Here is a 14,253-nt window from a genome sequence, read left to right on the forward strand (position 1 = left end):
AAAATCACAAAAAGTTCGTATGGGCCTGTTATTGCTCAAGTTTTAAGCCTCGAGCCATGCTACTCTCGGGGGGCTCGCCGCAGCGGCAAGTCGGCTAACGATACGAGCAGAGCGGCCCATAGACCGTCTGGTACAAGGGGAAGACCATGATCACGCGCCTGACCACCCTTTCACTCCGGCTTGTTGCCGGCCTGGCCCTGTCACTGTTTGTCGTGGCCTGCGGCGGGGGTGGTGGCGGCGGAGGCGGTGGCGGCGGCTTCCTGCCCGAGGAGCCCGACACCTGGGTGCTGAGCCTGACCCTGCTGGATGCCAACGGCAACCCCACAGATACCGTGACCTCCACCAACCCGGCGACGCTGTCCGCGCGGGTGACGCGCAATAGTGCCTCGGGCTCCCCCGTCAGTGGCGAAGTCGTCACCGTCACCACCAGCCTCGGCCTGCTCGACCCCGACACCGGCAGCGCCCTGACCAACGAGGACGGCGAAGCGCGCCTGCGCCTGCTGGGCGACGGCACCCGTGGCGCCGGCACCCTCACCGCCAGCGTCGAGGGGCCCGCGGGAACCGTGACGCAAAGCCTCAATTTCCAGACCGTGCGCGCCAATCTCCGCCTCGGCAGTTTCCGCGATGGCAATTTCGTCCCGGGCCGCATCGCCGCCAGCTCCACCTCGCTGCCGCGCAATGGCACCGCCGAGCTGATCGTGTTCGTGGTTGACGAGGAGGGCTCACCGGTCGAAACCGAGGAGGAAGTCCGCTTCAGCAGCCAGTGCGAGCGTTCCGGCCAGGCGCAGCTGCCCGTGACCGCGACCACGACTAACGGTCGGGTCACCGTGGACTACGTCGCCGCTGGCTGCAGCGGCAACGATACGGTCACCGCGACCCTGCCGGGCACCGACCGCAGCGCCACGGTGGATCTGTTTGTCGCGCCGCCGGAAGTCACCTCCATTGTATTCCGCAGCGCGGAGCCCGAGGTCCTCGCTCTGGCGGGTACCGGCGGTGGCACCGGCCTGCAGGAAACCGGCACCGTCACCTTCGAGGTGATCGACACCCAGAATGAGCCCATCGAGGGTATCGACGTCCGCTTCGGCCTGACCACCCGGGTCGGCGGCCTGCGCCTGCGCACCACCAGTGCGCGCTCCGATGGCGACGGCCTGGTACGCGCCGTGGTGCAGTCTGGCGACGTGGCCACCGCCGTGCGGGTCACCGCCACCATCGAGGTGGAGGCGCCGGATGGCGACCAGCTGACACTGACCACCGTGTCGGATGTACTCACGGTCACGACCGGCCTGCCGACACAGAATGCCATCAGCCTGTCGGCCGAGGCGCTCAAGGTCCAGGGCGCCCGTGAATTCGACGGCGTCACCACCCAGGTCACGGTACGCATGGCCGACAAGTTCAACAATCCCGTACCGGATGGCACCGCGGCGACCTTCCGCACCGAGTACGGCTCCATCGAGGGCTCCTGCACCACCACCAACGGCGCCTGTTCGGTGACCTGGACCAGCCAGGCCCCGCGCTTCCCCATGTTCAATGACAACCGAGACCTGGTGCGCACCACGCAGGGAGGGAACGGCTACAGCTGCCCCAGCCACTCCGTGGGCTCTGGCCCCTGCCCGGATGACCTCGGGTATATCCGCGGCCTGCGCTCGACTGTGCTGGTCACCGCGATCGGCGAGGAAAGCTTCACCGACAGCAACGGCAACGGCCGCTATGACGAGGGCGAGCCCTTTGTGAACCTGCCCGAGGCCTTCCTCGATCACAACGAAGACGGTCGCTACAACCCGGCCCAGGGCTGCGTTGGCAACAATGCCCGCTGCGAGGCCGCCGGATCCGAGGAGACCTTCGTCGATTTCAACAGCGACGGCCGCTTCTCGCGCAACGTCTCACCGGAGCAGCCCGACGGTGTCTTCAACGGCGTGCTCTGCCCGCTCGAAGGGGATGGCATCTGGTGCAGCCGGAACCTGGTCAACGTTCGCGACAGCCTGGTGCTGATCCTGGCCTCGGAGTCAGGCTTCGACATCCTCCTGGTAGACGACAGCACGCGCCGCCGGCCCTCGGTCATTCAGGCCGGCCGCAGCTACACGGTTTACGTGGCGGACATCTACAACAATGCCCCCGCCGCTGGCTCCAGCGTGTCGATTTCCGGGGAGAACGGCTGCGAGATTGAGGGGGGCAACGTCGATGCCGAAGTCCCGGAAACCAATGCCTACGGCGCGTTTACTGCGCCCTCGTTCAGCCTGGTGGAAAACGCCGGGGGCAGCATCACCGTGACCGTCAGCGGCGGCGGTGTGGAGTCCTCGGCAACCTACAGCTGCCAGGCAGCCCCGCCCGAGCCCGATGAGGAGGAAGGTTAAACCGTCAGCCCCGGCTGTTCAGTCCTTCCAGGCTCTCGGGTCGATATCCAGGTCGGCCCAGTCCTCCACCTTCAGGCGCGGTTCCTCGCCGCGCCCTATCTGCCCCTCATAGTCCCGCAGCAGACGCATACCGATGCGGTACATGCCCAGCAGACCCAGCAGGTTGACAAGGGCCAGCAGGCCCATGGTGAAGTCGGCGAAGCCGAACACCGTACCCAGGTCCTGGAAGGAGCCCCAGAGCACCAGGCCAAGAACCAGTATCCGGAACCCGGTAAACAGGACGCGGTCCTCCTCGCGGAAGAAGTTGAGACTGTTCTCGCCGAGATAGTAGTTGTACATCATTGAGCTGAAGGCAAACAGCACCAGCGCTACCGAGACAAACTGCGCCCCCCAGCCACCGACGTGGGCGGCCATCGCCGTCTGGGTCAGGGCCACGCCCTCGACATCGGGTGTTCCGGGCTGGTAGGCATCGGAGAGCAGGATGATCACCGCCGTGCAGCTGCACATGATCACCGTGTCGATGAACACGCTGAAGGCCTGCACGATGCCCTGGTTGGCGGGATGGGGCACATGGGCAACCGCCGCCACGTTGGGCGCGCTGCCCAGGCCCGCCTCGTTGCTGAACAGGCCGCGCTTGACCCCCTGCATGATTACCACGCCTAGACCGCCCCCAACGGCCTGCTCCAGGCCTAGGGCATTCTGCACGATAAACCAGAGCGCCCCCGGCACCTCGGTAATGTGCAGGGCCAATACCACCAGCGCCGCCAGCAGATAGCCCAGTGCCATCACCGGCACGATCACTTCGGCAACCACGGCGATGCGCTTGATGCCCCCGAAAATGATCGCGCCCAGGGCGATCACCATGCCCACACCGGTGACCCAGGTGGGCACGCCGAAGGAGGCCTGCAATGACGTGGCCACGACATAGGACTGCAGGGCGTTGAAACCGAGCCCGAAGGTGATCAGCAGGAGAATCGAATAGACCACGGCCAGGCCGCGCTGGCGCAGGCCGTGGGTCAAGTAGTAGGCGGGCCCACCGCGGTAGGTACCGTCCGGCTCATAGCGCTTGAACAGCTGCGCCAGGGAGCATTCGAAGAAACTGGTGGCCATGCCCATCAGGGCGATCACCCACATCCAGAACACCGCCCCCGGGCCACCCAGGGTGATGGCCACGGCGACCCCGGCAATATTGCCGCTGCCGACCCGCCCGGCCACGCTGACCACCAGCGCCTGGAAGGAACTGACATGCCCCTTCTCGTGGTGCAGCCCGCCCCGCAAGACCCCGAACATCCGCCCGAAAAAGCGGAACTGCAGGGCGCGGGAGCTGATGGTGAACAGCAGCCCGACCCCCACCAGCGCCACCACCAACACCTGCCCCCAGAGAAAATCGTTGATCGCCGTGAGCATGGCTGAGGCTCCTGTCTGTGTTGTGTTCTAGCTGAAGGGGGGTTGCAGGGAATCCCCCGCTACTCGCTGACCCCCATGATAAAGATGATGGCGAGAGCCGGTGGCACGACATAGCGCATCAGGCCGTACCACAGGGCGAAGGCCTTCGGCGAGAGGTCCGACAGCTCGTCGCGCACCGCGTCGCGACCCATGACCCAGCCGGCAAACACGGCAATCAACAAGCCCCCCAAGGGCAGCAGGATCTGGTTGGAGAAATAATCCATGCTGTCGTTCAGGTTACCGCCGCCGAAGTCGAGGTCCTGCAACACGTTGTAGGAAAGCAGGCTGAGGACACTGAACAGGGCCACCGAGGCGACGACCGCCACGGCACTGCGGTGACGCGGCGCGCCCAGGCGGTCCTCGATCCAGCCGGTGACACTCTCCACCAGGCCCACCATGGAGGTGATGCCGGCGACCGTGAGCATGAGGAAAAACAGAATGCTGAACAGGTGACCGCCGGGCATCTGGGCGAAGGCGACCGGCAGGGTCTGGAAGATCAGGCCGGCGCCGGCGCCGGGATCCAGGCCGTGGTGGAAGACCGCGGGAAAGATCACCAGGCCTGCCAGCAGCGCCACCAGGGTATCGGCGACCACGACCATCAGCACCGACTGCCCGATGGAGACATCTTTCGGCAGATAGGCGCCGTAGATCATCATGCCGCCCATGGCGACACCGATGGAAAAGAAAGCCTGGCCGATGGCCGCCAGGACCGCCGCGGGCGTAATCTTGCTGAAGTCCGGCGTGAACAGCCAGACCAGGGCCTCCATGAAACCGCCGGCAAAATAGTTGTAGGTCGCCAGCCCCACCAGCAACAGGAACATCAGCGGCATCATGATGGTGACCGCGCGCTCGATACCGTCCTTGACCCCGGCGTAGATGATGGTGCCGGTCAACAGCAGCCCCAGCAGGGTCCAGAACAGCATGCCGAGGGTATTGTTGAGTACGCCTGCAAAAGCATTTTCCGCACCCGCCGCATCCATCCCGGCAAAGCCGGTGGTGATGGCCTTGAACAGATACCAGAGAACCCAGCCGACAATCCCCGAGTAAACAATCACGATACTGTAGGCGGCCAGCAGGCCCATGCCACCGACCCACTGCCACTGCACAGAGCGCCCGCTGCCCTGAGCCACATTGGCCATGGCTTCCGGCGGGCTGGCCTGCCCCCGACGCCCCACCAACAGCTCGGCGATGAGGATCGGCACCCCGATCAGGAACGCACAGGCGAGATAGATCAGGACAAACGCGGCACCGCCGTTCTCGCCGGTGATGTAGGGGAAGCGCCAGATGTTGCCGAGGCCGACGGCGAAACCCACAGCCGCCATGAGAAAAGTAAATCGGGAAGACCAGTGATCGCTGGCGGGGATGGCCATGTACGCTTGCTCCGGCGGTTGTGCTTATCTCGCCAGTCTACACAAAAGCCGGTCACTGGCCCACCGGGGCGCGTGTCGCGGAGCACCGCGGCACGGCTCGCTGGCACGACCGGGCCGCAGGCGCCGGAGCAGCCGGCGGCAGCCGCTCGCTAGAGCGGTGCCGTCGCCGCCGCCAGCCAGTTCTGCACGTCGGCGGGCAGGTCAGGAGCAAGCACCTCGTGCACCCCCTGGTGGTAGTCGTTCAGCCAGTCGCGCTCGGCGGGCGTGAGCAGGGAGACTTCCACCAGGCGCCGATCGAAGGGCGCCAGTGTCAGGGCCTCGAAACCCAGCACAGGTGTCTCGTGCTCCCCGGGAACCGGGCCGACCACCACCAGGTTCTCGCAACGGATGCCGAAGGCACCGTCGCGGTAGTAACCGGGTTCGTTGCTCACCACCATGCCCGGCGCCAAGGCGACGGGTGCCCAGGCCTTGGAGATGCGCTGGGGGCCTTCGTGGACACTGAGAAAGGCACCGACACCATGACCGGTGCCGTGATCGTAGTCGAGGCCCTCGCGCCACAGGTACTGGCGCGCCAGGACATCCAGTTGGGTCCCGGTAGTCCCCCGGGGGAAACGCGCCTGGTCGAGGGCAATGTGCCCCTTGAGCACCAGGGTGAACAGTCGGCGGACTTCCGCGCCCGGCTCGCCAATGGCCACGGTTCGGGTCACATCGGTGGTGCCGTCGAGGTACTGCCCCCCGCTGTCGACCAGGTACACGCCGTCCCGCGGCAGCGGTGCGGGCTGCGGCGAGTTGCTGTGGTGGTAATGACACATGGCGGCATTGGCGCCGGCCGCGGAAATGGTGTCGAAGGAGGGCCCCTGGAAATGCGCCACCTGCCGACGAAAGTCCAGCAGGCGATCCGCCAGCTGCGCCTCGTCCGGCCGCTCGCCCGCCGCGACCTGCTGGTCCAGCCAGCAGAGGAAACGCACCAGGGCGCCGCCGTCGCGCACATGCGCCGCACGCATGCCGGCGACTTCCACCGCATTCTTGCAGGCCTTGGGCAGCAGCACCGGGTCGGCCCCGGCAATCAGTTCAGCTCCGGCCGCCGCGAGAGTGCGCTGGGTCCAGGCATTGGCGGTGGCCGGATCGGCCAGGATACGGCGGCCCTGCTGGGCCTGCAGCAAGGCTTCGCCATCGGCCTCGGCGTGCACGCGGAGGCCCTCGCCGACGTGGGCTTCCACGCCCGCGGGCAGGCGCGCGGGGTTCACCACCAGGTCCACCGAGCCGTCCGCCCAGAGCAGGCACCAGCTCTGCAGCACGGGCTGACAGGGTACGTCGCGGCCGCGCAGGTTGAGCAGCCAGGAGACCGAGTCGGGGGCAAAGACCAGGGCCGCTTCGGCACCCTGCTCGGCAAGCCCCTGGCCGATGCGCCGGCGCTTTTCAACACTGCTCTCGCCACACCAGCGCTCTTCCAGCATCAGCGCCTCGGCAACCGCGGCCGCGGGGCGATCGCGCCAGCAGATGTCCACCAGGTTGTCGCTGTCGGCGACCAGCGCCAGGCCGGCGTCGCCCAGCACCCGTTCCGCCTCGCGGTACCACTGCAGGCTGTGCAGGCGCGGATCCACCGCAACCCGGGCGCCGGCCGGCAGCTCCGCTGTCAGCCAGGCCAGGGGCGGCTCCTCGATCAGGTGCCGGTATTCAAACAATGCCGCGGGTACCTGCTGACGCACCTGCACCGTGTAGCGACCATCGACAAAGATCGCCGCGCGTTCGGGCAGCACCACGGCCATGCCCGCCGAGCCGGTGAAACCGGTCGCCCACAACAGACGCTCGTGGTGCGCCGGGATGTACTCGCCGAGGTGTTCGTCGGCCCGCGGGATGATCAGCGCGGTATAGTCCCGCTGCTGCATTAACTGGCGCAGGGCGCCCAGTCGCGCTTCATCGCTCATCGCCACCCACCTATTCAGGCATCAGGTCGAATTCGGACTTGGAAATCCCGCAGTCGGGGCACTCCCAGTCTTCCGGGATGTCTTCCCAGCGGGTGCCCGGGGGGATGCCGTCGTCGGGCAGGCCCTCGGCCTCGTCGTAAATAAAGCCACAGATGACACATTCATACTTGCGGTAGGGTGCAGTGCTCATGCAGACACTCCGGTCAATTATCGGGCTGGCGACGGGGGCGCGAGCCGACCGCTGAGTTGCAGCCGGTAGGCATCACCCTCGGGACTCGCAAGCAGGGCCAGGGACTCCTGCAACAGCGGGTCCCAGGCGCCCTCGCTGTCCAGGCGCAAGGCGATGCTATAGCTGCCGTCCTTCCACTGCAACTCGCCCGCCGCGCGCACCGGCCCCTGCAGGGTCAAGACCTCGCCGCGCAGGGACTGATCCCCCGCCTGCGTGGCCTCGAGCACATAGCTACCGAGGGGAATCGGCCCCCGCGGCGAATTCCAGCGGGCAGACTCCCACACCAGGCGCCCCTGCTCGAGGTCCTGGGGCTGACCGTCACGCAACACCAGGCGCGCCAGCTGCAGATTGAGGGTGCCCGCCAGCTGCAGGGGGGCCAGCTGTCGCAGCAGGCCGGCATCCACCCGCGCGCTCACGCGGCTGAGCGTCAGCTCATCGCGGCCACGCAACTGCAGATGTGCACTGAGGCGCTGCTCCCCCCAGCGACTGTCCAGCGTCAGCGCGGGCGCCAGGCGCAGCAGTGACAGGGGCGAGAGTGACCAGTCCACGCGCCCCAGGTGCAGGGGACCGGCGGGCGTGGCGACCTGTAGCCGGGCAACGCTGCCCGACCACAGGCTGCCGGTGTAGCCGCTGGCCAGCACCTGTTCCGGGGGCAGCACCCAGGCGAGCAGCCGGGCGGGGGCGCTGGCGGCCAGCAGCAACAGCAGCAGACACAGGGCCAACAGGCCCGCCAGAACGCGCCACATGCTAGAGCCCCTCGCTCACGCGCAGGGTGGCATCCACCCGCCCCGGCTGCCCCGCCGGCGTGACCGCCAGCTCGGCGATCAGCAGGCCTTCACGCTGTTCCAGTTCGTGCAGCCAGATGACCAGGCTGTCAAAGGGAGCGCTCTCCAGGCGCACCTGCAGATCACCCCGCGCACCGGGCTGGAGACGGCTGACGGGCAGCCCGAGACGCTGGGTGCCGCGATTCACCAGGGCCGCCAGGTTGCGCTCCCGCGGGCCGGCACCGGCGCCGTTCTCGCGCAGGCTCTGCAGCTCGGAGACCATGGCATCCACCCGCGATAGCGCCTCTACCGCCGCCAGATTCTGCTGGCGCAACTGGTCGCGACGCTGGTCGAGGGGCGACCAGACCAGGGTATACAGGATCCACAGAAACAGGGCTGCGCCCATGAGCAACAGCAGGGCCTGTTCCCGCAAGGGGCGCTGTTCAAACCATTCCCGCATCACACGCCTCCCACCCGCAACCGGGCGCGCACCTGTTCGCCCTGGGCATTACTGCTTTCCATCACCGCGGCCAGCCCACCCGTTTCAAGCTGGCCCCGCAGCGACTCCACCGCCGCAAAATCCGGCGCCGTGACTGTCAGGCGCAGCTCGCCGGCGCGCTCGGCGTAGTTCAGGCTGCCCAGCGCGCTCCCGGGTGTCGCCTCCATCGCGCGGGCCACGCCCGCCAGCAGAGGCATCAACCGCCCGCCCCCACCGCCACCCCGCAACGGCTCGAGCTGACGCCGCAGCTGGGCCTCGGCATCCACCAGCACGCCCCGGGGCACTGCCTCGCGGAAGCGGGCTTCCACCGCGCCGCGCAGGGCCAGATTCTCCGCCGCCAGCTGACGAACATCGGCCCAGGTCGCTGCCAATTGCACGAGAAAGGCCAGCCCCAGGGCCGCCGCCACCGGCCGCCACTGGCGCCACCAGCGCTCCACTGGCAGGCGCGGCGCCCAGGCTCCCTGCAACAGGTTGAGGCGAGCACTGTCGTCGTCCGCCAGCCCCAGGGCCTGGGCAAAACCGCCGCGGCGCCACTCGGTCCGATCGCGCAGGGACTGGGGCAGGCACTGCAGGTCCATCGCCTGCGCCTGGCCGTAGAGCACGACCCGGTGGGGGGCGCTGTCCCGTGCCGCAGCGTCCAGCAAGGGCGCCAGCATCGCGGACTCGACAGCAAAGCCGCGACTCTGATCCAGGCGCACCAGTGCGCGCCCTGGCTCCAGCAAGACACACCACTCTTCCTCGCGCCAGGGCAGCAGGAGTGGCTCCGGCACCCAGCGCGACAGTGGCGGCAGCCCCGCCAAAGCCTCCCGCCAAGCCTGCATGTCGGCCTCCCGGCATACGGCCACCGCGCAGTGCGCCTCGTCCAGGGGCTGACTGGCAAAATGCAGTGCCTCGACCTCCTCCGCCAGCTGCTCCTCCAGCAGGAAGGGCAGTGCCTGACGCAAATGCCGGCGCTCTTCGGGTGCGACCGTCAGGGCGATCAGGTGGATCGCCTCCCCGGGCGCCGCGAAGCAGGCGGCCTGACCCGCGGCCAGGCTGCTGCGCAGGGCGGCCAGGGCCAGATCATCATCCAGCCAGCGCGGCTCCCGCCCCGCACCCGGGGGGTACCAGGCCAGACGCTGGTCGATCAGCCGGATTACGGCAAGCTGCTGCACAGGATTGTCTCCGTGGCTGGGGGCTGTGCACACTGCTCGGCAGGTGCGCTGCGCCCGTTCCGTGGTTGGGGGCCGCTGCAGCTGCCCTGGGGGCGGCGCGCACGGCCGGGTTCAGGCACTGGCATCAGGGGCTCCCGTAGGCGCGGGTGACGGCGCGCACCGAACGCTGGTCACGGTGCAAAACACTGTACAAGCGCAGTCGGCGCTCGGCAACTTCCACCTCGGCGCTGAGCAGAAACCAGTCGGACGCCTCGCCGAGCTGGGCTTCCAGAGTCTCCCGGTCCCCGCCCGAGAGGTTTTCAAACACCGGGCTGGCGAGAAAATCCTCCAGGCTGGCAAAGCCACCCTCCTCCCGCTGGCGGCTGAGCAAAGCCTGGCCCTCGGCCTCGCTCAAGGGCGCCAGCCGCTCGCCGCCACCCAGGGCCCGCAGCACCGGCAGCGGCGCCGTGTGGATATTCAGGGTACTGGCGGCCCCGTCCTGGGGCCACACGGTAACCACGGGCAGCAGGGCCTGGAACAGGGCCGGATTCATTCCGGTGACCGCGCGCAGCTCGCTGGCACTGGCCATGGGGCGGTTGGCGGCCCGGTAGGCCGGTGTCCGCCCCAGGTAGGCATCGTCCTCGGAGCCGGCCGTCAGCGGCAGCGCGTTGTCGTCCAGCCAGTCGCCGATGGCCAGGGTCAGGGCAAGGGCCTCGTCCAGTGACAGGCTCGCCTCCCCCAGGCTCTGCAGCAGGCGCACGAACACCCGCTGGGCCGGGGTCAGGCGCTCCGCCGGTGGCCGCGGCTCACCGCTTTCGGGGGGCGCTGCGGGCACCAGCCAGTTGAGATTGAAACGCCCCTGCAGATCCTCCAGGCCGCCGAGCAGCCAGCCCCCCTCCTCCAGGGGATAGGGCGTGGCGTCCCGGGCCCAGATCTCCCCCAGGTCGTCACGGGGCTCCCCCCCGCGCAACTGGTCGGCGTCGTGATCCGCCTGCAGGGCGAGGGCCGCCAGCTGCTCGGCGCCGCGCAGGTAGGCGTCCCCCTGTTCCGCCAGCAGGTGATTGGCCACCCGCTGGTGGAACAGGTTGAACTCACTCTGCATGCCCACCATCAGGATCGCGCAGAGGGCAAAGACCAGCAGGGCCACCACCAGGGCGACCCCGCGCTGGCGGGCAGGGGGACTACTGCGACGGCAGGACATGCAAACTCCTCACCTCGCCCAGACCATCCAGCTGCAAAACCCACTCCAGTGCCAGCGGCGGCGCCAGCGCATCCCCGGACTGCATGGGGTCCGGCGCCCAGCTCTCGGGCCAGTTGCGCGTATCGATCGACACCCCGCGGCTGGCCGCGCCCAGGTTGCCGGGCTGGTCGAGGAAGAACAGGCGCAGACCGGTGACGCCCCCGAGCAGGCGTACCCGCTGCGCTTCGGTATTGCCGGCGCGATCGAGTACCGGGTAGCTCTCGCGCCACAGGGCGTCCTCCTCCCAGACGTAGTTGACCCGCTGCAGGTTGCTGCGCGGGTGGTTGTTCGGGTTGTGCCAGCCGCTGCGGGTCAGGCTGAAGGTAAAGCGCGCCGCCGGTCCGCCCATCAGGGCGGGCTCCGCCTCACCGAACTCGTCGCGCACCGGCCGGGGCACGACATGGCGCAGGTCGCGGGCGATGATGCGCAGGGCGCGGGTCAGTTCCCAGTGGCGCTCCGCTTCGGCGCGGCTGCGCTCCACCCCGTCGATGGCCGCGGACAGGCCAGCGTAGGCCGCCGCCGCGACAAAGGCGGTGATGGTCAGGGCAATCAATACCTCGACCAGGGTGAAACCGCGCTCAGCCCGCACCCGGCACCTCCGCCGCAGCGGGCGCATCGAGATCGGCGAGGAAGGCCACCAGGGTGTGCAGTGGCGAGCCCTCTGCTTCCGCCCCGGCGTAGACGCGAATTTCCACCCGCTGAAAACCCTGCACCGCGGTGTCCTCGGTACGCAGTTCCCAGGCCCAGTCGCGTCCGACCATCTGGCTGACGCCGCTGTCGCTGCCGCGGAACAGTCCCCCGCGGACCTGCTGCAACAGGCGCAGCTCACTGAGCTTGTTCCCCGCCACCAACTGGGCGTGGGTCTTGTCGCGCAGGTAGCCAGTACCGTCCAGCTGCTGGTGCAGGGTAAACAGCAGTGCCGGCAGCGCCAGGGCCACCACGGCCAGGGCCACCATGACCTCGACCAGGGTGAAGCCGCCCTCAACGCCCGATTTCACGCTCACCTCCCCCGCTGTCGTCCTCGGGCCGCCCCTCGGGCAACATTTCCCAGCGACCCAGGCCATCCCATTGCAGACGCCAGAGCAGTGTATTGCTCTCTCGATCGTAGATGTCCAGGGTGCCGGCGCTGACTTCTCCGCTGGCCTGGAACAGCACCTGCGGCGTGGCATCGGGGGCCACCGGAGCCGGCAGCGCCGGGGTGTCCGGCACCGACTCCAGGGTCAGCTCCAGCAGCAGGCCCTCCACCAGCGTGCGCGGGCGGAACAGCTCGCCGCCGATTTCCGGCCGGCGCCAGCCGCCCGGACGCTGCTCGCGCCAGTGGTATTGATAGACCGGTTCGCCGTCCACGCTGTCCAGTGCCAGCAGCAGGCCGTAGCTGCGACCGCTCAGCTCGGCCTCCTCCTGGGCGTGCCGGGCCAGGTTGCTCAGCTCCCGCAGCTGGGCCTCGAGGGTGCGCTCGCGGGTGCCGACATTCATGCCCAGGGTGGCCAGGGAAGTCATGATCACGATCACCAGCAGCACCACCAGCAGCTCGATCAGGCTGAAGCCCCGGGCGCGCCGCACGGCGCCGGGGGCCGGGCAGCCTGAAACAGGCAGGGCCGGAGGGCTCACGCTGCCTCAGTCCTCCGCCTTCCAGTTGCCGATGTCGGCGTTCTGATCTTCGCCGCCCGACAAACCATCGGCGCCGAGGGTGTAGATATCCACTTCGCCCTGTTCCCCGGGGCTGAGGTAGAGATAGGGCCGGCCCCAGGGGTCCACCGGCACCTCGGCGAGGTAACCGCCGGTCTTGAAGTTGCGCGGCTGGGGCTCCAGGCCACTGGGCTCCACCAGGGCCTGCAGGCCCTGTTCGGTAGTCGGGTAGGTGTAGTTGTCCAGGCGGTAGATTTTCAGGGCCGTCTCGATCGCCTTGAAATCCGCGTAGACTTTCTGCACCCGGGCTTCGTCGGCGCGGTTGAGCACCGTGGGGGCCACGACACTGATCAGCAGGCCCATGATTACCAGCACCACCAGGATTTCCACCAGGGAGAAACCGCCCTGGCGATTCGCCGTCACTCGCTTGTCTCGCATCACGCTATCGCACCATTGTGTTGAGATCGAAAATCGGCAGCAGGATGGCCATCACGATGATCAGCACCATCCCGCCCATGACCACCACCAGCAGGGGTTCGAGCAGACCCATCACCGTACCCAGGGTCATTTCCAGCTCGCGCTCCTGGTTGGTCGCGGAGCGCTGCAGCATGGTTTCCAGCTCGCCGCTGGCCTCGCCGCTGGCGACCATGTGCACCATCATCGGCGGAAAACGCCCGCTTTCGCGCAGGGCGCGGTTGAGGCTGCTGCCCTCCTGTACCCGCGCCGCCACCGCGGCACTGTCCTCCCGCAGCACCCGGTTGGTCAGCACCTGCCCGGCAATGCGCAAGGCCTCCAGCAGCGGCACGCCGCTGGCCATGAGGATACTCAGTGTCGAGGCGAAACGGGCCGTGTCCACCGCGGTGACCAGGCCCGACACACCGGGCAGGCGCAGCAGGAGCGCATGCCAGCGCCGGCGGTTGCGCGGCACCCGCAGCCAGTAGCGCAGACCGAACACCGCGAGGACAATGCCCGCCAGCAGCCACAGGGCGTAGTCGCGGAAGAAATCGCTGGTGGCGATCAGCCCCCGGGTCAGCAAGGGCAGCGCCTTCTGACTGTGGGCGAAAATTCCCACCAGTTCCGGCACCACAAAGACCATCAGCGCCACCACCACGGCGATGGCCACCGCGACCAGAATGAAGGGGTAGATCATCGCCATCTTCAACTTCTGCGCGGTGTACTGGCGCTGCTCGTTGTAGTCCGCCAGCTGTTCCAGCACCGGCCCCAGGAAACCGGCGTGCTCCCCGGCATTGACCATGGCGCGGTACATGTCGCTGAACACCTGGGGAAACTCCCCCATCGCGTAGGCCAGCGTGTGCCCCTCGGCCACCCGCGAGCGCACCTGCAGCAACAGGGCCTTGGTGCGCGGCCGCCGGCTCTGCTCGGCCGCGGCCTGCAGGCACTCGTCGAGGGGCAGGCTGGACTGGACCAGCGTCGCCAGCTGGCGGGTCAGCAGGGCCAGTTCGGCGGTACTGATGCGCGGCCGAAACAGGTTCAGGCGCAAACCGCGGCGCGGCAAGGCTTCGCGGTTGGCCTGGGCCACCTCCACCGGGCGCAGTTTCTGCTGGCGCAGCTGCTGGCGTACCTGGCGCTCGGAGTCCCCCTCGAGGACCCCCTTGACCAGCTTGCCGCCGGGATTGAGTGCGCGATAACGGAAGGCGGTCATG

At 68.2% G+C, this 14,253-nt stretch carries 14 protein-coding genes; 1 reads left to right on the top strand and 13 read right to left on the bottom strand.

Annotated elements, in window-relative coordinates:
- The first annotated feature begins 146 nt into the window (after positions 1 to 146).
- A complete protein-coding gene (locus tag ACYVGS_RS03935; protein ID WP_460587330.1) occupies positions 147 to 2,351 on the top strand; it encodes an Ig-like domain-containing protein in 2,205 nt (734 codons plus the stop codon).
- 18 nt (positions 2,352 to 2,369) lie between these two features.
- Here ACYVGS_RS03935 and ACYVGS_RS03940 read toward each other — a convergent pair whose 3' ends face one another.
- From ACYVGS_RS03940 to gspF, 13 genes are all read right to left on the bottom strand, one after another.
- Positions 2,370 to 3,758 carry an alanine/glycine:cation symporter family protein gene (locus ACYVGS_RS03940; protein WP_460587331.1) on the bottom strand — a complete coding sequence of 463 codons (1,389 nt, stop codon included), beginning with the start codon at positions 3,756 to 3,758 and terminating at the stop codon, positions 2,370 to 2,372.
- Between the two features lie 59 nt (positions 3,759 to 3,817).
- On the bottom strand, positions 3,818 to 5,167 hold the full coding sequence (locus ACYVGS_RS03945) for a sodium-dependent transporter (protein WP_460587332.1): 1,350 nt from the start codon (positions 5,165 to 5,167) through the stop codon (positions 3,818 to 3,820).
- A 149-nt stretch (positions 5,168 to 5,316) separates the two neighbouring features.
- The gene (locus tag ACYVGS_RS03950; protein WP_460587333.1) at positions 5,317 to 7,095 is read right to left on the bottom strand and encodes an aminopeptidase P family protein; all 1,779 of its coding nucleotides are present in this window, start codon (positions 7,093 to 7,095) and stop codon (positions 5,317 to 5,319) included.
- 10 nt (positions 7,096 to 7,105) lie between these two features.
- On the bottom strand, positions 7,106 to 7,285 hold the full coding sequence (locus tag ACYVGS_RS03955; protein ID WP_460587334.1) for a rubredoxin: 180 nt from the start codon (positions 7,283 to 7,285) through the stop codon (positions 7,106 to 7,108).
- 17 nt (positions 7,286 to 7,302) lie between these two features.
- On the bottom strand, positions 7,303 to 8,070 hold the full coding sequence (gene gspN, locus ACYVGS_RS03960; RefSeq protein ID WP_460587335.1) for a type II secretion system protein N: 768 nt from the start codon (positions 8,068 to 8,070) through the stop codon (positions 7,303 to 7,305).
- Between the two features lies 1 nt (position 8,071).
- Positions 8,072 to 8,548 (bottom strand): type II secretion system protein GspM, encoded by a 477-nt coding sequence (gene gspM / locus ACYVGS_RS03965; RefSeq protein WP_460587336.1) that lies wholly within the window; start codon positions 8,546 to 8,548, stop codon positions 8,072 to 8,074.
- Positions 8,548 to 9,741 (bottom strand): type II secretion system protein L, encoded by a 1,194-nt coding sequence (gene gspL, locus ACYVGS_RS03970; RefSeq protein WP_460587337.1) that lies wholly within the window; start codon positions 9,739 to 9,741, stop codon positions 8,548 to 8,550. Before gspL ends, gspM begins: the two co-directional genes overlap by 1 nt.
- Before the next feature lie 124 nt (positions 9,742 to 9,865).
- Positions 9,866 to 10,921, bottom strand: a complete 1,056-nt coding sequence (gene gspK, locus ACYVGS_RS03975) for a type II secretion system minor pseudopilin (RefSeq protein ID WP_460587338.1) — start codon at positions 10,919 to 10,921, stop codon at positions 9,866 to 9,868.
- Entirely contained in the window at positions 10,902 to 11,549 is a 648-nt protein-coding gene (gene gspJ / locus ACYVGS_RS03980) for a type II secretion system minor pseudopilin GspJ (RefSeq protein WP_460587339.1), read from the bottom strand. Before gspJ ends, gspK begins: the two co-directional genes overlap by 20 nt.
- Positions 11,539 to 11,958 carry a type II secretion system protein GspI gene (gene gspI / locus ACYVGS_RS03985; RefSeq protein ID WP_460587340.1) on the bottom strand — a complete coding sequence of 140 codons (420 nt, stop codon included), beginning with the start codon at positions 11,956 to 11,958 and terminating at the stop codon, positions 11,539 to 11,541. The genes gspJ and gspI overlap by 11 nt, the downstream gene beginning before the upstream one ends.
- Positions 11,942 to 12,571, bottom strand: coding sequence for a GspH/FimT family pseudopilin (locus ACYVGS_RS03990; RefSeq protein ID WP_460587341.1), 630 nt, complete (start codon positions 12,569 to 12,571; stop codon positions 11,942 to 11,944). Before ACYVGS_RS03990 ends, gspI begins: the two co-directional genes overlap by 17 nt.
- Before the next feature lie 6 nt (positions 12,572 to 12,577).
- Positions 12,578 to 13,027, bottom strand: a complete 450-nt coding sequence (gene gspG, locus ACYVGS_RS03995) for a type II secretion system protein GspG (RefSeq protein WP_460587342.1) — start codon at positions 13,025 to 13,027, stop codon at positions 12,578 to 12,580.
- A 4-nt stretch (positions 13,028 to 13,031) separates the two neighbouring features.
- Positions 13,032 to 14,252: a type II secretion system F family protein gene (gene gspF, locus ACYVGS_RS04000; RefSeq protein ID WP_460587343.1), complete on the bottom strand. Its 1,221-nt coding sequence runs from the start codon at positions 14,250 to 14,252 to the stop codon at positions 13,032 to 13,034.
- Position 14,253: the final 1 nt, after the last annotated feature.

The sequence above is a fragment of the Haliea atlantica genome, assembly GCF_054779855.1.

Bases quoted from the DNA above. Each gene is read 5' to 3' on its own strand.
- gspM (WP_460587336.1), bottom strand. From the start codon at position 8,548: ATGCGGGAATGGTTTGAACAGCGCCCCTTGCGGGAACAGGCCCTGCTG.
- ACYVGS_RS03935 (WP_460587330.1), top strand. From the start codon at position 147: ATGATCACGCGCCTGACCACCCTTTCACTCCGGCTTGTTGCCGGCCTG.
- ACYVGS_RS03950 (WP_460587333.1), bottom strand. From the start codon at position 7,095: ATGAGCGATGAAGCGCGACTGGGCGCCCTGCGCCAGTTAATGCAGCAG.
- gspG (WP_460587342.1), bottom strand. From the start codon at position 13,027: ATGCGAGACAAGCGAGTGACGGCGAATCGCCAGGGCGGTTTCTCCCTG.
- gspK (WP_460587338.1), bottom strand. From the start codon at position 10,921: ATGTCCTGCCGTCGCAGTAGTCCCCCTGCCCGCCAGCGCGGGGTCGCC.
- ACYVGS_RS03940 (WP_460587331.1), bottom strand. From the start codon at position 3,758: ATGCTCACGGCGATCAACGATTTTCTCTGGGGGCAGGTGTTGGTGGTG.
- ACYVGS_RS03945 (WP_460587332.1), bottom strand. From the start codon at position 5,167: ATGGCCATCCCCGCCAGCGATCACTGGTCTTCCCGATTTACTTTTCTC.
- gspN (WP_460587335.1), bottom strand. From the start codon at position 8,070: ATGTGGCGCGTTCTGGCGGGCCTGTTGGCCCTGTGTCTGCTGCTGTTG.
- ACYVGS_RS03955 (WP_460587334.1), bottom strand. From the start codon at position 7,285: ATGAGCACTGCACCCTACCGCAAGTATGAATGTGTCATCTGTGGCTTT.
- gspF (WP_460587343.1), bottom strand. From the start codon at position 14,252: ATGACCGCCTTCCGTTATCGCGCACTCAATCCCGGCGGCAAGCTGGTC.